Below are 18,442 nucleotides of genomic sequence, written 5' to 3'. Positions count from 1 at the left end.
GCTCTTTCAGCTCTTGACCGCGCCGGCGGTGATGCCGCCGACCATGTAGCGCTTGAATGCGTAATAGATCGCCGCCGGGGGCAGCGCGTAGATCAGGCCGGTGGCCATCAGCAGCTCCCACGGCGAATCGTCGGCCGAGAGGAAGTTGCCCAGCGCCACCGCCAGCGTCACGCTCTTGTCGTTGGACAGCAGCAGGAAGGCATAGAGGTACTCGTTCCAGGCCAGCAGCAGCGAATACGTGCCCACGGCCACCAGCGACGGCACCATCAGCGGCAGGTACACGAGGCGGAAGAGCTGCAGCGGCGAGGCGCCGTCCATGCGCGCGGCTTCGTCGAGCTCGTAGGGCAGCTTGTCGGAAGCCTGCTTCAGCACCCAGATGCAATACGGCGAGGCAATGGTCACCATCGCGAGAATCAGCGCCCACTGGCTGTTGAGCAGGCCGTAGTTGCCCATGGTCTTGTACATGGGCACCGCAAGGAAGGCCGCCGGGATGAAGTACGTGAAGAGCGCCATGTTCATCACCGTGCGCCCGCCGCGCACGCGCAGCCGGCTGATGGCGAACGCGGCGGTCGTCGCCACGAAGAGCGTGAGCGCTCCCACCGAGACCGCGATCAGCAGCGAGTTCCACAGCTGCAGCCAGAAGTGGTCGAGGTAGAAGTGCTTCTGCTGGAACACGATGCGGAAGTTGTCCAGCGTCGCATTCTTGGGCCAGAGGTGACCGGAGGTCGCGGAGTCCTTCGACGAGATCGCGAACAGCACCATGTGGTAGACCGGGATCAGCGTCCACAGCAGCACCGGAATGCCGATCAGCAGCAGCCGGGCCTCGGTGAGCACGGCTTTGGGGGTCCAGCGCTTCATTTCGAGAGCCTCTTCATCATGAAGTACACGAGCGGCAGCACGAGCGGCATCGCCACCACGATCGAAGCCATCGACAGGTCGACCTGGTCCAGCCGCAGGTAGCGGATGCCCAGCGTGGCGAGCACGTGCGTGAGGTCGGCAGGGCCGCCGCCGGTCAGCAGGTAGACGCTGTTGAAGTCGCCCAGCGTCCAGATCATCGAGAGGATCAGCGAGGTGATGTAGAGCGTCTTGAGCGCCGGCCAGCTCACGAAGCGGAACTTCTGCCACGACGAGGCGCCGTCGACCGAAGCCGCTTCGTACTGCTCGGTGGGAATGGCCAGCCGGCCCGCCACGAGGATGAGCGTCCAGAACGGCAGCGACTTCCAGATGTGCACGATCATCGCGAAGGCCAGCGCCAGCGAGGGATCGTTGAGCCAGTTGGGGCCGTCGGCGCCGGTCAGGCGGAAGATGGTGCTGTTGATCACGCCCCACTCCGGGTTCAGCATGAATCGGATCGACAGGATCGTGGGAATGGAGGGCATCGCCCACGGGAGGATGAAGATCGCCGAGACGATCTTGATCCACCAGCGCGATGTCACGAAGAAGCCCGAGAGCACCAGCGCCACGAGCATCTTGAGGTTGATCGCCACGACCAGGAAGATGGCCGTGTTGATCACGGAGCGGAAGAAGATCGGATCTTCGACCAGCTTCACATAGCTTTGCGGGTGGCGGGCGAGCCAGAGCCCGTAGCCCACCGGGTACAGCACGAACACCACGAACACCAGCAGGTAGGGCACGACCATGACCGCGCCCCAGAACTGCCAGCGCGCATGCCGCGCTGCGGGATTGACGACAGGCGCCGGTGTGGTCGACGCGGCGGCGGTGGCAGTGGCGCTCATGGCATGCTGCTGTTGTTGGTGGCGACGTGTGCCGTACGTGCGCGGCTTACTGCCCCGCCACCGTCTTGATGCGGGCGATCATCTCGTCCACCGCCTTGTCCACCGGCACCTTGTCGGTGACGATGCGGTTCATGGCCTTGGCCCAGACGTTCTCGTTGTTCAGCACGGTGAACTTGTAGTTCTTCGTGAATTCGAAGGTCACGGTGCCGGCGGCGTACTGGTTGTAGACCGACAGGCGGTGCGGATCGGCCTTCCAGAAGTCACGCTGCTGCGCGGCCTTGGTCACCGGGAACCAGCGGCCCAGCGAGCCCTCGACATAGGGCGTGAGGTTCTCTTCCTGCATCAGGAACGACACGAACTCCTTGGCACGCGCCTTGTTCTTCGCGTCCTTGAACACCACGCCGGTCTTCACCGCCGTGCGGTAGACCATCTTGCTGCCGTCGGGCTTGTTCGGGAAGCCGGCCGTGCGGATGCGCTCGGTGTAGTTCTTGCGCGCCTCCTCGCGCTGCTCGGGCGTGAGCGAGGCGTTGTTCGAGTCGTCGAGCCACTTGGCAGCGATGGAGATGGTCGCGTTGTGCGTCATCACGGTCGTCTTGTTGTGGAAGGCGACGTTGTTGTCCGGGTCCTTCCAGCTGGTGGAGGAAGGCGGCGTGCAGCCCTTGGTGTAGGGCATGGTGTAGTCGGTCATGGCGCCGATCAGGCCGGTGCGCACCTTCGGGTCGTCGACCAGCAGCTTGCCGTTGTCGTCCACCAGCTTGACGTTGTAGGCGTCCATGAAGGTCAGGAACGAATAGAACGCGTCGCTCGAATCAACACCCATCGGCATGCCGATGCCGAAGTTGCGCTTGCCACTCTTCTGGCGGCTGGCGGGCTGCACCTTCTCGCACCAGAACGACCAGTAGTCCTTCCACGCGGTGGGAATGTCGGACTCCTTGAACCCGGCCTCGGTCAACATGTCGAGCCAGTACTCGATGTGCATGGTCTGCTGCTTGATCGGGAAGGCGTAGTACGCCTTGCCCTTGGTCTGGTCGTTGTAGAGGTAGGTGGTCTCCAGCGTGTTGGGCGCGAAGCGGTCCTTCATGGGCGTGAGCACGCTGCTGATGTCTTCCAGCTTGCCGTCGAAAGCCCACTTGCCGGTGACCTGGAAGTCGTACACGTCGGCGTACGCCACGTCGGGCGGGCTGCCGGAGTCGAGCGCGGACACGGTCTTGGGGATCATGTCTTGAATGGGGTACTGCGAGAGTTCGATCTTGACGTTCTTGTTCTTCTCCTCGAACTTCTTGATGGCGGCGTACAGCGCATCGTCCTCGGCCTTGTAGAAGCCCTTGACCCACCAGACGGTGAGTTTTTCCTGCGCGGCGACGTGGCCTGCCGACAGCAGGCCCATCGCGACCAGCGTCGGCGCGATCAGCGACTTGACGAGTTTCATGGACGTTGTCTCCTTCTCTTCTTGGGGTGGAATCTGCTCGGCGCGCGAGCGTGGGGTGGAAAACCTGATGAGGACTGCCGGCGGGACCCGGACGGCTAGCCGGCCTTGAGCCGTGGCGGCGGCCGGCTCAAGCGCGGCAACCTGCGGCGCGAGCCCAGCACGTCCTCGATGTCCTGGCGGGCGCCGTCGATGAGCCGGAGGATCGCGCGCTCCGCGACGTCGGGGTCGTGCACGATCACCGCGTCGAGCACCGCACGGTGCAGCGGCAGCGAGAGCGCGGGGCCGTCGGGCTTGGTGGTCGATATCTCGAAGCTGGTGCGCAGCAACGCGTTGAGCACCTTGCTCATCTGCGCAATCATCCTGTTGCGCGCGGCGCCCAGCAGGCCGTTGTGAAAGCGCAGGTCGAAGGTGACGTAGTCGCCGCCGTTCTCCACCGCTTCCTTCATGCCGGCATAGGCACGCTCGATCTCGTCGATGTCTTCGTTTGTGGCTCTCTCCGCGGCCAGCCGCACCGCCGCCGGCTCCACCGCGCGGCGCAGGTCCTGCAGGTCGCGCAGGAACTCGGGCGTGAGGCCGGCGCGCGCCTGCCAGGTGATGACGTCGGGGTCGAACCAGTTCCACTTGTCCTTGGGCAGCACGCGCGTGCCGACCTTCGGGCCCGTCACGATCAGGCCCTTGGCCGCCAGCGACTTCACCGCCTCGCGCACCACGGTACGGCTCACGCCCAGTTCCTCGCCGAGCACGGGCTCGGAGGGGATGGACGCGCCGATCGCATAGCGCCCCGACACCACGGCTTCACCGAGGAGTTCGAGCGTGCGACCGTGGATGTTCTTGATCATGCGTGATGTGAAAACTGGTATCCCGCCGCTCGAAAACACTAAGGCTCCGGCGTGTTGTTCGCGCTTATCATATGATGATTGAAACGCTCTATCGGCAGGACAAACCCTGAGGGTCGAGCCCACGCTTCGACAACAAAGAGAGACATTCCATGAGCACCTCCCCGAAGAAAAAGCCCGAAGAACTTCGCAGCCAGCAATGGTTCGGCCGCCACGATCGCGACGGCTTCATCTACCGAAGCTGGATGAAGGGCAAGGGTGTTCCGCACGACCAGTTCGACGGCCGACCGGTCATCGGCATCTGCAACACCTTCAGCGAACTCACGCCCTGCAATTCGCACTTCCGCACGCTCGCGGAGCAGGTGAAGATCGGCGTGTACGAAGCGGGTGGCTTCCCGCTCGAATTCCCCGTGATGTCGCTCGGCGAGACTCTGCTGCGGCCCACCGCCATGCTGTATCGCAACCTCGCGAGCATGGACGTGGAAGAAAGCATCCGCGGCAACCCGCTCGACGGCGTGGTGCTGCTCATGGGCTGCGACAAGACCACGCCCGCGCTCATGATGGGCGCCGCCAGCGTCGACCTGCCGACCATCGGCGTGTCGGGCGGCCCGATGCTCTCGGGCAAATGGCGCGGACAGGAGCTCGGCTCCGGCACCGGCGTGTGGCAGATGAGCGAGCAGGTGCGCGCCGGCACGCTCAAGCTGCAGGAATTCTTCGAGGCCGAGAGCTGCATGCATCGCAGCCACGGCCACTGCATGACGATGGGCACCGCCAGCACCATGGCCAGCATGGTCGAGTCGCTGGGCATTGGCCTGCCAGGCAACGCGGCCTACCCTGCCGTGGACGGCCGCCGCAACGTGCTCGCGCGGCAGGCGGGCCGGCGCATCGTCGGCATGGTTCATGAAGACATGAACATGTCGAAGATCCTCACGCGCCAGGCCATCGAGAACGCGATCAAGGTCAACGCGGCCATCGGCGGCTCGACCAACTTCGTGATCCACCTGCTGGCCATCGCGGGGCGCATGGGCGTCGAACTCACGCTGGAAGATTTCGACCGCCTCGCCTCCGAACTGCCCTGCTTGGTGAACCTGCAGCCCTCGGGCCAGTTCCTGATGGAAGACTTCTGCTACGCGGGCGGCCTGCCGGTGGTCATCAAGGAGATCGCCGACCACCTGCACAAGGACGTGATCACCGTCACCGGCCAGAGCATCTGGGAGAACGTGAAGGACGCGGAGAACTTCAACCCGCAGGTCATCCGCACCCTGGCCGAGCCCTTCAAGGACAAGGCCGGCATCTGCGTGCTGCGCGGCAACCTCGCGCCCAACGGCGCCATCATCAAGCCCAGCGCGGCCACGCCGGAGCTGCTGGTGCACAAGGGCCGCGCGGTGGTGTTCGAGAGCGCCGACGACCTGCACAAGCGCATCGACGACGAGAACCTCGACATCGACGAGCACTGCATCATGGTGCTCAAGAACTGCGGGCCCAAGGGTTACCCCGGCATGGCCGAGGCAGGCAACATGCCGCTGCCGCCGAAGGTGCTGCGCAAGGGCATCACAGACATGGTCCGCATCAGCGACGCGCGCATGAGCGGCACGGCCTACGGCACCGTGGTGCTGCACACCGCGCCCGAGGCGGCCGCCGGAGGCCCGCTGGCGCTGGTGCAGGACGGCGACATCGTCGAACTCGACGTACCCAACCGCAGGCTGCACCTGCACGTGAGCGACGAAGAGCTCGCGAAGCGCCGCGAGAAATGGGTCGCGCCCAAGGCGCCGCTCGAATCCGGTTACTGGAAGTTGTATGTCGATACGGTGCTGCAGGCCGACCAGGGCGCCGACCTGGCCTTCCTGCGCGGTCGCCGCGGTGCCTTCGTGCCGCGCGACAATCACTAGATGACAAGACTGGTAGCGATCGACTGGGGCACGAGTTCACTGCGCGGCGCGCTGCTTGACGCAGGCGGCAAGGTACTGGAAGAGCGCAGCGATGCGCGCGGCATTCTCACCGTGCCCGAAGGCGGCTTTCCCGCCGTCTTCGACAAGCTGTTCGGCGACTGGATGCGCCTCGAGGGCGCGCGCTGCCTGATCTCCGGCATGGCCGGCAGCAAGCAGGGCTGGGTGGAAGCGCCCTACTGCGCCTGCCCCGCCGGCCGCGTGGAAGTGGGCCGCACGATCATCGACATCGACGCAGTTCCGGGTGCGCGCATCGCGATCGTGCCGGGCCTGAGCGACGAGCATGCGGGCGTGCCCGACGTGATGCGCGGCGAAGAGGTGCAGATCTTCGGCGCGATGGAACTCACCGGCCTGAGCGAAGGCCTCTTCGTGCTGCCCGGCACGCACAACAAGTGGGCCACGGTGAAGAAGGGCCGCGTCGCGGGCTTTCGCACCTACATGACGGGCGAGTTCTACGCGCTGCTGAGCCAGCACTCGATCCTGGCGCGCACGCTCGATGCATCGGCGCCGCTCGACGAGGCGGCCTTCCTCGAAGGCGTGACCCGCTCCGAGAACGGACACGGCCTGCTCCACAACGCCTTCGGCACGCGCACCCTTGCGCTGTTCGAGCGCATGCCGAAGGAAGAGCTGTCGAGCTACCTCTCGGGCCTGCTGATCGGCGAGGAGCTGCGCACGCAGGCGCTGCAGGCGTCGGGCGAAGTGATCCTGATCGGCTCGTCGGCCCTCACCCAGCGCTACACGCTGGCGCTGCGCGCCACCGGCGTCGCCACGCGCACGCTCGGCGCCGAAGCCACCTGGGCCGGACTGCATGCGCTGTCCGGCTTTCTCGATTCCGACAGGACTCCCGCATGACCGCCCCCACTCCCCTCGAAAAATTCGACGCCGCGATGCGCGAGCTGCCGCTGGTGGCCATCCTGCGCGGCCTCTCGCCCGCCGAGGCTGCCGACGTCGGCGACGCCATCGTCGAGCCTGGCTTCCGCCTGCTCGAAGTGCCGCTGAATTCGCCGCAGCCGCTCGAGAGCATCGCGCTGATGCGCAGGCGCTTCCCGCAAGCGCTGGTCGGCGCCGGCACGGTGCTGGGCGCGCAGCAGGTGCGCGAGGTGCATGCAGCCGGCGGCGAGTTGATCGTCTCGCCGAACTTCAACGCCGAAGTCATCGCCGAGGCGGTGCGGCTGGGCATGGTCTGCCTGCCCGGCGTGATGACGCCGACCGAGGCCTTCGGCGCGCTCGCGGCCGGTGCCACGGGGCTCAAGCTGTTCCCGGCCGAGCTGGCCTCGCCCGCCGTGGTGAAGGCCCTGCTGGCCGTGCTGCCCACCGGCACGCCGGTGATGCCCGTGGGCGGCATCGCGCCCGACAACATGGCCGGATGGCGCGCGGCCGGTGCCGCCGGCTTCGGCATCGGCTCCTCGCTCTACAAACCCGGCAAGCAGGCCGCGGCGGTGCGCGAGGACGCCCGGAAATTCGTCGCGGCCTGGAAAGGCCTCACGCTCGCCTGACCCCCAAGAAGAAACAGGAGACCCCCACCGATGTCCGCCGATGCCCTCTACGCCAGCCCTGCCGTGCGCAAGCTGCGCGAAGACCTCGCCCTCGCCCTGCGCGCCGCCGACCATCACGGACTGTCGGAAGGCGTCTGCAACCACTTCAGCGTGATGCTGCCGGGCGCCCAGGACCGCTACCTCATCAACCCGCGCGGCCTGCACTGGAGCGAGATCGGCCCCGACGACATCGTGCTGATCGACGTGCATGGCGAGGTGCTGGCGGGCCGCCACCGCGTGGAGCCCACCGCCCTCTTCATCCATGGCGCGGTGCACCGGCTCACCGGCCATGCGGTGGTGCTGCACTGCCACATGCCGTACGCCACGGCGCTCACGATCACGGTCGACCGCGCGCTCGACCCCACCGCGAGCCAGAACGCGATGCGCTACATGAACCGCATCGCCATCGACGCCGAATACAACGGCCTCGCGCTCGACGACGCCGAGGGCGAGCGCATCGCCCGCGCGATGGCCGGCAAGGACGTGGCCTTTCTCGCGAACCACGGCGTGATCGTGGCCGGCGGCACCATCGCCCATGCCTACGACGATCTCTACTACCTGGAGCGCGCCTGCCTGCACCAGGTGATCGCGCAGTCGACCGGCCGCCCGCTGGTGCCCGTGAACCCGAAGCTGGCAGCCCACGTGGCAGCGCAGATCCAGGGCGAGCGCGAGCAGTCCGACCTGTTCTTCGAGGCATTGCGCCGCCTCCTGCCCGCTCCGCGCGGCTGAACCTTCGGCCGATAGAGCCGATGGCCTACCCGCGGAGGTGTTCCGCGGTGAAAAGTCCATTCACAATTGTGTCTTGCCCGTGCCGCACGCCGTGCGCACGGGTTACAGCTCTTCATCCGATTTCGCTTCAGCCTTACATCAACTTAACAAAGGGCAGCGAGGATGAGGCTTCCAACTCACAACCGGGGGATCAGATGAAAAAGCTCACTTTCGCATTCGGCGCCGCGGCCCTGCTCTCGCTGGCCGCCATCAGCGCACCCGCCCAGGCACAGACGGGCGGCTCGTTCATCCAGGCGCAGGTGTACGTCGTTCCGGCGCCGCCGCCGCCGCGCCGCTATTACGCGCCGCCGCCTCCGCCGCACCATTACTACGGCCCGGGCTACCGCCATGGCCACCACTACGACCGCCGCTGGGACGACCGCCGCCGCTATGGCCGCCGGGACAACGATGGCGATGGCGTGCCGAACCGCTACGACCGCCGTCCCAACAACCCGTACCGCTACTGAGCGGAATGAACGAGACCCGGGCCCCGCGCCCGGGTTTTCCGTTCAGGCTGCCTGGGGCACGCTCGCGTAGGGCGGCGTCGGGCTCGACAGGCCCTGCTTGAGCTGCCGCGACGTGTCGTCCGCAAGCACCTCGGCCTGGCCTGCTTCGAGGCCGGCCAGCGCCTGGCGCGCCACGTCGTCCGGGGATGCCTTGGGCAGGCCTTGGATGTGCGACGTCATGTCGGTGTCCATGTAGCCCACGTGCAGGCTCGTGACCTGCGTGCCCTGCCCGGCCAGTTCGTTGCGCAGCCCGTTGCTCAGCGACCACGCGGCCGACTTGGTCGCGCTGTAGGTCGCCACGCTCGGGAAGGTGGTCCAGGCCAGCGCCGACAGCACGTTGATCACGCCGCCGCCGCCGTTGGCCGCGAGCACTGGTGCGAAGGCCTGCGTCACCGCCCACAGGCCGAAGAAATTGGTTTCGAATTCGGCGCGCGCCGCGGCCACCGCATCGGGCGAACCGAGGAAGCTGGAGCCGCGCGAAATGCCCGCGTTGTTGACCAGCACCGTCACGTCACCGCAGGCACGCACGGCCGCCTCGATCTGCGCGGGCTGCGTCACATCGAGCGCCACCGGCGTCACGCCGGGCAGGTCGATGCTCTTGGGGTCGCGCGCCGCGCCGTAGACCTTGCGCGCGCCCGCTGCGAGCGCAGCCTTCGCAAAGGCGAGACCGAGGCCGCGATTGGCGCCGGTGATGAAGACCACGGAGTCCTTGATTTTCATGACGAGTCTTTCGTTGGTTGATGAATGAGTCGATAGCCGGATTTCAGGCCTGCGCCATGCGCCGCAGCAGTCCGGTGGTGGTGCGCGGCCAGCCCACGCGGCCGAACCAGGCACCGCCCGCGATGGCCGATGCGGTCACGACGCCGTACACCGCCAGCGCCACGCCCTGCGCCGCGAACACGCCGGTGAGCCCGGCGCCCCAGTTCAGCGCCAGCCAGCCGCCGCTGGCCGCCACCGCCAGGCGCGCGATGTTGCCGAGCATCGGCCACAGCAGCCGGCCCGCGCCTTGCGAGGCGAAGTACAGGACCAGCCCGACGCCGAAGAGGCCGTACATCGGCCCGACCACGCGCAGGTAATGCGCGCCGGTTTCCAGCATCGCGGGGTCGTTGCCGAACAGCAGCAGCCACGGGCGCGGGAACAGCGCCGCCGCGAGGCCGATGGTTTCCGTGAGCGTGAAGGCCAGCGCCGCGCCGGCCCAGGTGGCGCGCAACGCCCGCTCGCGCAGCCCCGCCCCCATGCAGGTGCCGACCATCGCCACCAGCGGTGCGCCCAGGCCGAACACCAGCGGCACCAGCAGGTATTCGAGCCGCGATGCCGTGCCGTAGCCGGCCAGCGCGCCGGAGCCAAAATGGCCGGTCAGCGCGGTGGCGATGCCGATGGAAAGATTGGTCGCCACCGTCGACACCGCGCCCACCAGCCCGATGCGCAGGATGTCGCGGAACAGCGGCCAGCGCAGCTTCAGCGCGTCGAGCGTGGGCTTGAGCAGGCTGCGCGGCGAGCGCAGGTAGGCGATGAGCGCGATGGAGCCCAGCAGGTAGTACAGCAGCAGCGCGATCGCGCCGCCCGCGATGCCCATGCCCGGCAGCGGCCCGATGCCGAAGATGAGCAGCGGCGATGCCGGAATGAGGAACACCACGCCCACCACCGTCACGTTGGCCGGCACCGACATGTTGCCGGTGCCGCGGATGATGGCGCCGAGCGAGTTGAAGAGCCACACCAGCGTCGCGCCCGCGAACACCCAGTTGGAATAGGTGAGCGCGGCTTCCAGCGCAGCCCCGGTGCCGCCCATCACGCCATAGAGCCAGCGCCCGCCCAGCAGCAGCGCCAGCGTGAAGCACAAGCCGAAGCCCAGCGCGATGACGATGGCGTGCCACACCAGCGCGTTCGCATCGTCGCGGCGGCGCGCGCCGAGTGCGCGGGCGATGGACGAGGCGATGCCGCCGCCCATGGCGCCGCTGGAGGTCATCTGCATCAGCATCACGATCGGAAACACCAGCGCCATGCCGGCGAGCGCATCGGTGCCGAGCTTGCCGACGAAGTAGGTCTCGATGAGGCCGACGCAGGCCTGCGCGACCATCACCAGCACGTTGGGCGCGGCAAGGCGCAGCAGCGTGGGGACGATGGGCGCCTCGAGCAGGCGGCGCGTGCGCGGGTCGAGTTCGGTGGAGCCGTGGGGTGCGGTCATTTCTGGCGCCTTCTTGGTTCAGGCGCGGGCCGCAGCCGGCGTGGCCGACGATCCGGACTTTGCCGCGGGACGGCGGATGGTCATCACGATCAGCGCCGCCATCAGGCAGGCTGCACCGGCGGTGTAGAGCGCCGGGGTGTAGGTCAGCAGCAGCGTGCGTGCGAAGCCGGCGCCATAGGCAGCAGTTGCGGCGCCCAGTTGGTGCGCGGCGAAGACCCAGCCGAACACCAGGCCGACCTTGGCGGGACCGAAGGCGGCGCCGGCGAGCTTGACGGTCGGCGGCACGGTGGCGATCCAGTCGAGGCCGTAGAACATCGCGAAGATGCCCAGGCCGTAGATGGTGAATTCCGAGTGCGGCAGCCAGAACAGCGACAGCCCGCGCAGGCCGTAGTACCAGAAGAGCAGCTTGCGGTTGTCGTAGCGGTCCGAGAGCCAGCCCGAGAGGATGGTGCCCACGAAGTCGAAGGCGCCCATCATCGCGAGCACCGAGGCGGCGGGAACCGCGCTCATGCCGTAGTCGCCGCACAGCGAGATGAAGTGCGTCTGCACCAGCCCGTTGGTGCTCAGGCCGCAGATGAAGAAGGTGCCGGCCAGAACCCAGAAGGTGCGGTTGGTCGAGACTTCCTTGAGCACGCGGAACGGCGTGGCGAAGTTCATTGCAGGTGCTGCCGCGGCGGGGGCTGCAGGCTGCGTGCCGGGCGCTTCGCCATACGGCAGCAGGCCGACGTCGGAAGGCCGGTTGCGCATGAAGCAAAGCGCCAGCAGGCCGATGAGGATGGTGCCGATCACGATCGGCACGATGGCCGAGCGCCAGCCCCAGTGCTCGATCATCCAGGCCGCCAGCGGCAGGAACGCCAGCTGCCCCGTCGCCGAACTGGCCGTGAGCATGCCCACCACCAGCCCGCGCCGTGCGACGAACCAGCGGTTGGCCACCACCGCGCCGAGCACCAGCGCGGTCATGCCGGTGCCCAGGCCCAGCATCAGGCTCCAGAGCACGAAGAGCTGCCACAGCTGCGAGGCCATGGTGACCAGCGCCATGCCCAGCCCGACCAGCGCGAGGCCGGTGCAGACCACCGCGCGCAGGCCGTAGCGCTCCATCAGCACAGCGGCGAAGGGGCCCATGAGTCCGAAGAGCGCGAAGCGCAATGCCAGCGAGGAGGAGATCTGCTCGGTGCTCCAGCCGAACTCCTTGCCCAGCGGCTGCAGCATGGCGCCCGGCAGGCCCAGCGCGGCCGACATGGTCAGCATGGTGAGGAAGGTGATGGCGGCGACGATCCAGCCGTAGTGGATGCCGCGGCGCTGCAGCCATGCGGAAACGGGTGTGGCGAACATGGGGCCTCTGCTGTTGGAATTGAATGGAGGAAAAAGAAGGCGAAACGGATCCCTCGCGCGGCCGGGCGCACGATGAGCGGGTTGGTCGTGGGTAAAGAAAAAGTTGAGGGGTCAGTCGTCGCTGGCGGGCTCTTCATCGCCGCCCAGCAGTTCCATGGCCTCGTCGATCAGCAGGTGCAGCGCGAGCACGCGCTCGACGCCCAGCAGCGCATTCAGCTTCTGCTGTGCGGTCTTCCAGTGCGCCAGGGCTTCGCGCCGCTTGACCTCGCCTTCCTCGGTGAGCTGCACCAGCCGGCTGCGCGCATCGGCGCCCGCGCTCTGCGCGATCCAGCCCGCGAAGATCAGCGGCTGCAGGTTGCGGCTGAGGGTGGAGGCGGTCATCTTGAGCTCGGCCGCCAGGTCGACCGGACGCGTGGGGCCGAGCCGCGCGAGGTGGGACAGCAGCGAGTACTGCGTGGTCTTGAGGCCGCTTTGCGAGACCTCGGCGTCGTAGTGCTGCGAGAGTCGTCGCGACAGCTGGCGCACCTTGAAGCTGGTGCAGCCGCGTGGCTTGGTGGGGGTGTCCATGGGCTATTATTGTATGTGCAACTATTGCATATGCAATCAACACCCCGGGACAAAGCCCCCAGAAGGAACACAGGCATGACACAAGCCGCCAGCCAGCTCGACGCATGGATCGCCGAGGAACAGAAGATCACCGGTCGCCTCGAGGCCGGCCCGGGCCCCGGCCTCGCCCGTCCCGACCAGATCGCCGGCAAGACCGGCCTCGAGATCATGCAGGCGATGCTCAACGGCGACATTCCCTACGCCGCCATCGCAAAGACGCTGGACTTCACGATCATCGAGGCGCGCCAGGGCGTGGCCATCTTCCAGGGCACGCCGCTGCCGCAACACCTGAACCCGCTGGGCACCATCCACGGCGGCTGGGTCGCGACGATGCTCGACTCGGCCCTGGGCTGCTCGGTCCACACGATGATGCCGCCGGGCCGCGCCTACACCACCGCCGAGCTCGGCGTGAATTACGTGAAGGGCCTCACGCCCAAGGTGCAGCGCGTGCGCGCCGAAGGCAAGGTGATCCACTGCGGCAAGCAGCTCGCCACCGCCGAAGCCCGCCTCTACGGCCCCGACGGCACGCTGTACGCGCATGCCACGACCACTTGCCTGGTGTTCGAGGTGCCCGCAGCGCGCTAGCGGACCGGGCAGGAAGGCGCCAGCACCACGAAGCGGGCGCCCCAGAGCAGTACCAGCCCCAGGCCCGCCCACAGCAGCCAGTGCGGCCTGCGCCGCCGCACGGACAGCACCGCGGCCACGACCAACAGCGGAACCAGGTACGCGAAGGATTCGATCCGCGCGTCCAGCCCGTGGTCGATGGGCAGGGTGCAGAAGGTCAGCCCGTCGCCGCGCATCGCCGGGTCTTCCAGCATCCACTCGTAGCGGTTGCGCGGGATGGCGAACAGCATCGCGGCGCAGAACAGCGCATAGAGCGCCGACACCACCGCGAAGATCGATGCGGAAGCGGACCTCTTCAGGCTCATCGAATCGCGCGCGTGCGTCGGCTCACCTGCTGAGCAGCGACTCGACGTGCTCGCGGTGCTTCACCATGGCGCGGCCATAGGACGAGTATTCGCGCCCCGAGCTGCCCGGCGTGGCCTTCAGCGAATCGACGATGTCGGAGAGCTTGCGCTCGATGCCGCGGTTGTAGCGCGCGCCGGCCACGACGAACTGCTCTTCCGACAGGTTCTCGGTGTCCGCCCCGGGATAGTCGTGCAGCACCAGCCCCTGCAGGTGCCTCGCGACGATCTCGAGGTTGAAGAGATCCTGCTCGAGGCAGGAGACCAGCCGCAGTTCTTCCTCGTAGCTCAGGCTGTCGGGGTCCAGCCCCAGCTCGCGCACCGCGGCGCGCATCTGGATGCTCACCGCGCCGAACGAGGTCTGGCCCGGCGGCCTGGTGACCGTGAGGTTGCGGTCGACCCAGTCGGGGCCGCTCCAGTCGAAGCTGCGCAGCGCGAACATGGGCCGCTTGCTCCCGTCGGGCTTGCCGCCCACCTCGGCCCACGCAACGCTGCCGAGCAGCACCGGGGATATCTGGTACTTCTTCGCCACCGCGACGATGCGCAGCCGGTTGTAGAGCACCCAGGCGTCCTTGTAGTCGCTCAGGTGCGGAAAACCGCCGCCGAGCCGCTGGGGCAGCATCTGCCACTTGAAGGCATCCCACGACGTCCACTTCGGATAGTTGGCGTTGTCCGGCGCGCAGAACTCTCGACCACTCATCGGCACTCCCTCCGTTTCGGGAAAAGGCTGGGGCCGTTTTAGCGGGCCGGTCGCGAGTTGTCGAGCGGCGCGGGCGCCTTGTTTGCAACGATGTGCAGTAGGCCTTCGATCTGTAAGTACAAAGGCATCCTGATCCTGGCGCCCAGTGATAATTATTCTCATCCGGTACCGACAATACCCAGCAATACATCTGCGGCCGGCGCCGGAGCTTTCTAGAACACCCGCTCCTGGAGGATCTTCATGACCGAACGCTCACGCGTCCAAGGCCGCGCCGCGCGCGCTTTGCTCGGCGCCGGCGCTGCCCTGCTCGCCGCCACCGCCATCCCCGCACAGGCCGCCGCCGACGAGCTCACGCTCTACACAACGCGCGAACCGGCGCTGATCCAGCCCCTCATCTCCGCGTTCAGCGCGCAGAGCAACATTAAGGTCAACACCGTCTTCGTGAAGGACGGCCTGCTGGAGCGCGTGAAGGCCGAGGGCGCCCGCTCCCCCGCCGACGTGCTGATGACGGTGGACATCGGCAACCTGATGGACCTGGTCGACGGCGGCGTGACGCAGCCGGTGAAATCGGCCGCGCTCGAATCGGCCATTCCGGCCAACCTGCGCGGCGCCGACGGCCAGTGGTTCTCGCTCTCGCTGCGCGCGCGCGTGCTGTACGCCGACAAGAACCTGCCGCTCACCAGCTTCCGCTACGAGGACCTGGCCAACCCCAAATACAAGGGCAAGGTCTGCATCCGCTCCGGCCAGCATCCCTACAACACCGCGCTGGTGGCCTCGCTGATCGCGCACGACGGCGAAGCCAAGGCCGAGCAGTGGCTGCGCGGCGTGAAGGCCAACCTGGCGCGCAAGGCCACCGGCGGCGACCGCGACGTGGCGCGCGACATCCTCGGCGGCATCTGCGACGTGGGCCTGGCCAACTCGTACTACGTCGGCCAGATGAAGAGCGCCAAGGAAGGCACCGACGCGCGCAAGTGGGGCGACGCCATCAAGGTGGTGCGCCCGACCTTCGCCAACGCCAAGAGCGGCGGCACGCACGTCAACATCAGCGGCGCGGCCGTGGCGAAGAACGCGCCGCAGCGCGCCAACGCGGTCAAGCTGCTCGAGTTCCTGGTGTCGGAGCCGGCACAGGCCCTGTACGCGCAGACCAACTACGAGTACCCGGTGCGCAAGGGCGTGGCGCTCGACCCGATCATCGGCCAGACCATCGGCGAGCTGAAGGTCGACCCGCTACCGCTGACCGAGATCGCCAAGTACCGCAAGCAGGCCAGCGCGCTGGTCGACAAGGTCGGCTTCGACCAGTAGCCGTGGCTCGCCCCCAGGCTGCGGCGCACTGCGTGTCGCCTCAGCCCCCATCCGGGGCAAAGCCGGTTCCACGGTGTTAATCGCAAAAACCAGAGCGCGCGCATAGGCATCTTTTGCTTCGCATGAACATAGGCGGTCGGTACGCGGGCCTGCAAGCCGCAGGCCCGGCCTGGCGCTGCGCGTCTTTCCTGATCGCCATCGGCGTGCTCGCGCCGGTGCTCACGCTGGCGTGGCTGGCATTCGGCTCGGGCCTCGGCCACTGGGGGCCGCTGTTCGCGCACGTGCTGCCGCAGGCCACGCTCAATACCGCCGTGCTGCTCGCGGGCGTCGGCACGCTGGTGCTGGTGATCGGCACCGGCTGCGCCTGGCTGGTGACGGCGCACGACTTCCCCGGACGCGGCATGCTGCACTGGGCGCTGCTGCTGCCGCTCGCAATGCCGACCTACATCGTCGCCTTCGCGTATCTCGACCTGCTGCACCCCATCGGCCCGGTGCAGGGCGCGATCCGCTGGATGCTGGGCTTCGACAGCCCGCGGCAGTTCCGCCTGCCCGATCTGCGCTCGATGCCCGGCGCGATCTTCGTGCTGGGCTTCGTGCTCTACCCGTACGTCTACATGACGGCGCGCGCGATGTTCATGACGCAGCCCGCGCACCTCATGGAAGCGGCGCGCATGCTCGGCGAAAGCCGGCGCGGCGCCTTCTTCCGCGTGGCGCTGCCGCTGGCACGGCCGGCGCTGGCGGTGGGGCTGAGCCTCGCGCTGCTGGAGACGCTCAACGACATCGGCGCTTCCGAATTCCTCGGCGTGAACACGCTCACGGTCGCGGTCTACACCACATGGATCACGCGCTCCGACCTCGCGGGCGCAGCGCAGATCGCCTGCGCGATGCTCTTCGTGGTGATCGCGCTGGTCTGGCTGGAGCGCAACGGCCGGCGGCACCAGCGCTTCGGCTCGGCGCAGCGCATGCGCGCGGTGCAGCCGCGGCGGCTGCGCGGCGCTGCGGCCTGGGCTGCGACGACGGCAGCCACGCTGCCGGTGCTGATCGGCTTCGTGGCTCCCGCTGCCTACCTGGTCTGGGAAAGCGCCAAGCGGCTGCGCCAGGGCGGCGGCATTTCGCAAGGACTGGTCGCGAGCCTGGGCAACACGCTGGCGCTGGCCGCGGGGGTCACCGCCGTCGCGGTGGCGGCCGGGCTGGTCGTGGCGTGGGCTGCGCGCAGCCAGGGCTCCGGCCCCGGCCGTGCCCGCTGGCAGGCGCGCGCTGCGACGCTGGGCTACGCGGTGCCGGGCACGGTGCTGGCCATCGGGCTGCTCACGCCGGCGCTGGCTTTCGACGCGGCCCTGGCCACGGCCTTCGGCTGGCAGGGGCTGCCGCTCATGAGCTGCGGCATGGTGCTGGTCGTGGCCTGCGCGATCCGCTTTCTCGCGATGCCGGTCGGCGGCATCGAGGCGGGGCTCTCGCGCATCCCGCCCGCCATCGAGCAGGCCTCGCGCCTGCTCGGCGAAACCACCGCCGGCACGCTGCGCCGCGTGCACCTGCCGCTGCTTCGCCCCGCCATGGCCTCCGCCGCGCTGCTGGTGTTCGTCGACGCGATGAAGGAGCTGCCGGCCACACTGCTGCTGCGGCCCGCCAACTTCGACACCCTGGCCACCTGGCTCTATGCCGAGGCCGCGCGCGGCACCTACGAGGAAGGCGCCATCGCCGCGCTCGCCATCGTGCTGGCCGGCCTGCTGCCCGTGGTGCTGCTCGCGCGCAACCAGCTGGGCACGCCTTCGGCCACACTGGCCGCCGAGAAGACACCGACATGAGCTCCCCACTGCATCTCGACGCGATCAGGCTGGCCTACGACACGCCGCGCGGCCCGCACACGGTCGTCGACGGCTTCTCGCTGGCGCTGGACGCGGGCGACATCGCCTGCCTCTTCGGCCCTTCCGGCTGCGGAAAGACGACGGTGCTGCGCGCCATCGCGGGCTTCGAGCCGCTGCGCGCCGGCACGATCCGCCTCGGTGACGTGCTGTTGTCGTCCACGCAAAAGCACCTGCCGCCCGAGCAGCGGCGCGTGGGCATGATGTTCCAGGAATACGCGCTGTTCCCGCACCTTTCGGCCGCGAAGAACGTGGCCTTCGGCCTGCGCCGGCTGGGCCGCGCCGAGCAGCAGTCGCGCGTGGCCGAGATGCTCGCGCTGGTCGGCCTTGCCGATGCAGGCGAACGCTATCCGCACGAGCTCTCCGGCGGCCAGCAGCAGCGCATCGCGCTCGCCCGCGCGCTCGCGCCCTCGCCCGCCCTGTTGCTGCTCGACGAGCCTTTCTCCAACCTCGACGGCGGCACGCGCGAGCGGCTGACGGCGGAAGTGCGCGGCATCCTCAAGCAGGCCGGGCAGACGGCCATCCTCGTGACGCACAACGAAGCCGAAGCCCACGCGATGGCCGACCGCATCGGCGTGATGCACGGCGGACGGATCACGCACTGGCTCGATACGGCGGCCTAGCACAAGCCGCCCGTTTCACGAATGGGCTTTCCGGGAAAAGGTTGTTCCGGCTCGCAAGAATCGCGGCGTTCCAGACCCACACCAGCCAAGCAAGAAAAGAACGGAAAGCCC

19 protein-coding genes are annotated in these 18,442 nt (G+C 68.0%); 9 read left to right on the top strand and 10 right to left on the bottom strand.

What is annotated here, in order from left to right:
• Nucleotides 1–6: 6 nt before the first annotated feature.
• From FHT32_RS11860 to FHT32_RS11845, 4 genes are all read right to left on the bottom strand, one after another.
• Nucleotides 7–858, bottom strand: coding sequence for a carbohydrate ABC transporter permease (locus tag FHT32_RS11860; RefSeq protein ID WP_176664817.1), 852 nt, complete (start codon nucleotides 856–858; stop codon nucleotides 7–9).
• Nucleotides 855–1,736, bottom strand: a complete 882-nt coding sequence (locus FHT32_RS11855) for a carbohydrate ABC transporter permease (RefSeq protein WP_176664816.1) — start codon at nucleotides 1,734–1,736, stop codon at nucleotides 855–857. Before FHT32_RS11855 ends, FHT32_RS11860 begins: the two co-directional genes overlap by 4 nt.
• Nucleotides 1,737–1,782: 46 nt before the next feature.
• Complete coding sequence (locus tag FHT32_RS11850) at nucleotides 1,783–3,165, bottom strand: ABC transporter substrate-binding protein (protein ID WP_176664815.1); 1,383 nt, start codon at nucleotides 3,163–3,165, stop codon at nucleotides 1,783–1,785.
• Nucleotides 3,166–3,260: 95 nt separating this feature from the next.
• Nucleotides 3,261–4,004 (bottom strand): FadR/GntR family transcriptional regulator, encoded by a 744-nt coding sequence (locus FHT32_RS11845; protein WP_176664814.1) that lies wholly within the window; start codon nucleotides 4,002–4,004, stop codon nucleotides 3,261–3,263.
• 149 nt (nucleotides 4,005–4,153) lie between these two features.
• On the opposite strand from FHT32_RS11845, the gene FHT32_RS11840 reads away from it, so the two are divergent.
• The 5 genes from FHT32_RS11840 (at nucleotide 4,154) to FHT32_RS11820 (ending at nucleotide 8,717) form a co-directional block, all read left to right on the top strand.
• Nucleotides 4,154–5,890, top strand: a complete 1,737-nt coding sequence (locus tag FHT32_RS11840) for an IlvD/Edd family dehydratase (protein WP_176664813.1) — start codon at nucleotides 4,154–4,156, stop codon at nucleotides 5,888–5,890.
• The gene (locus tag FHT32_RS11835; RefSeq protein ID WP_176664812.1) at nucleotides 5,891–6,799 is read left to right on the top strand and encodes a 2-dehydro-3-deoxygalactonokinase; all 909 of its coding nucleotides are present in this window, start codon (nucleotides 5,891–5,893) and stop codon (nucleotides 6,797–6,799) included.
• Nucleotides 6,796–7,443: a 2-dehydro-3-deoxy-6-phosphogalactonate aldolase gene (locus FHT32_RS11830; protein ID WP_176664811.1), complete on the top strand. Its 648-nt coding sequence runs from the start codon at nucleotides 6,796–6,798 to the stop codon at nucleotides 7,441–7,443. Before FHT32_RS11835 ends, FHT32_RS11830 begins: the two co-directional genes overlap by 4 nt.
• A gap of 30 nt (nucleotides 7,444–7,473) precedes the next feature.
• On the top strand, nucleotides 7,474–8,211 hold the full coding sequence (locus FHT32_RS11825; RefSeq protein ID WP_176664810.1) for an aldolase: 738 nt from the start codon (nucleotides 7,474–7,476) through the stop codon (nucleotides 8,209–8,211).
• A 194-nt stretch (nucleotides 8,212–8,405) separates the two neighbouring features.
• Complete coding sequence (locus tag FHT32_RS11820; protein ID WP_176664809.1) at nucleotides 8,406–8,717, top strand: hypothetical protein; 312 nt, start codon at nucleotides 8,406–8,408, stop codon at nucleotides 8,715–8,717.
• Between the two features lie 42 nt (nucleotides 8,718–8,759).
• Here the strand turns inward: FHT32_RS11820 and FHT32_RS11815 are convergent, their stop codons facing one another.
• The 4 genes from FHT32_RS11815 to FHT32_RS11800 all read right to left on the bottom strand — a co-directional run bounded on the left by FHT32_RS11815 (nucleotide 8,760) and on the right by FHT32_RS11800 (nucleotide 12,840).
• On the bottom strand, nucleotides 8,760–9,476 hold the full coding sequence (locus tag FHT32_RS11815; RefSeq protein WP_176664808.1) for an SDR family oxidoreductase: 717 nt from the start codon (nucleotides 9,474–9,476) through the stop codon (nucleotides 8,760–8,762).
• A 43-nt stretch (nucleotides 9,477–9,519) separates the two neighbouring features.
• Entirely contained in the window at nucleotides 9,520–10,941 is a 1,422-nt protein-coding gene (locus FHT32_RS11810; protein WP_176664807.1) for an MATE family efflux transporter, read from the bottom strand.
• Nucleotides 10,942–10,959: 18 nt separating this feature from the next.
• Nucleotides 10,960–12,273: an MFS transporter gene (locus FHT32_RS11805; RefSeq protein ID WP_176664806.1), complete on the bottom strand. Its 1,314-nt coding sequence runs from the start codon at nucleotides 12,271–12,273 to the stop codon at nucleotides 10,960–10,962.
• Between the two features lie 111 nt (nucleotides 12,274–12,384).
• Entirely contained in the window at nucleotides 12,385–12,840 is a 456-nt protein-coding gene (locus tag FHT32_RS11800; RefSeq protein WP_176664805.1) for a MarR family winged helix-turn-helix transcriptional regulator, read from the bottom strand.
• Between the two features lie 75 nt (nucleotides 12,841–12,915).
• Here FHT32_RS11800 and FHT32_RS11795 point away from each other — a divergent pair, with 75 nt between their 5' ends.
• On the top strand, nucleotides 12,916–13,464 hold the full coding sequence (locus FHT32_RS11795; RefSeq protein ID WP_176664804.1) for a PaaI family thioesterase: 549 nt from the start codon (nucleotides 12,916–12,918) through the stop codon (nucleotides 13,462–13,464).
• Here FHT32_RS11795 and FHT32_RS11790 read toward each other — a convergent pair.
• Together FHT32_RS11790 and FHT32_RS11785 are read right to left on the bottom strand one after the other, a co-directional pair.
• Nucleotides 13,461–13,808: a hypothetical protein gene (locus tag FHT32_RS11790; RefSeq protein WP_176664803.1), complete on the bottom strand. Its 348-nt coding sequence runs from the start codon at nucleotides 13,806–13,808 to the stop codon at nucleotides 13,461–13,463. The genes FHT32_RS11795 and FHT32_RS11790 overlap by 4 nt on opposite strands.
• Before the next feature lie 22 nt (nucleotides 13,809–13,830).
• Nucleotides 13,831–14,544, bottom strand: a complete 714-nt coding sequence (locus FHT32_RS11785; RefSeq protein WP_176664802.1) for a hypothetical protein — start codon at nucleotides 14,542–14,544, stop codon at nucleotides 13,831–13,833.
• A 240-nt stretch (nucleotides 14,545–14,784) separates the two neighbouring features.
• On the opposite strand from FHT32_RS11785, the gene FHT32_RS11780 reads away from it, so the two are divergent.
• The 3 genes from FHT32_RS11780 (at nucleotide 14,785) to FHT32_RS11770 (ending at nucleotide 18,331) form a co-directional block, all read left to right on the top strand.
• Entirely contained in the window at nucleotides 14,785–15,846 is a 1,062-nt protein-coding gene (locus FHT32_RS11780; protein ID WP_176664801.1) for a Fe(3+) ABC transporter substrate-binding protein, read from the top strand.
• 122 nt (nucleotides 15,847–15,968) lie between these two features.
• Nucleotides 15,969–17,651 (top strand): iron ABC transporter permease, encoded by a 1,683-nt coding sequence (locus FHT32_RS11775; protein ID WP_176664800.1) that lies wholly within the window; start codon nucleotides 15,969–15,971, stop codon nucleotides 17,649–17,651.
• Complete coding sequence (locus FHT32_RS11770; protein WP_176664799.1) at nucleotides 17,648–18,331, top strand: ABC transporter ATP-binding protein; 684 nt, start codon at nucleotides 17,648–17,650, stop codon at nucleotides 18,329–18,331. The genes FHT32_RS11775 and FHT32_RS11770 overlap by 4 nt, the downstream gene beginning before the upstream one ends.
• The last annotated feature ends 111 nt before the right edge of the window (nucleotides 18,332–18,442 follow it).

This window comes from Variovorax sp. SG517, from assembly GCF_013376045.1.
GTDB lineage: Bacteria > Pseudomonadota > Gammaproteobacteria > Burkholderiales > Burkholderiaceae_C > Variovorax.
Note: the sequence above shows the minus strand (reverse complement) of the source record. Positions and strands in the feature narration are given on the sequence as shown.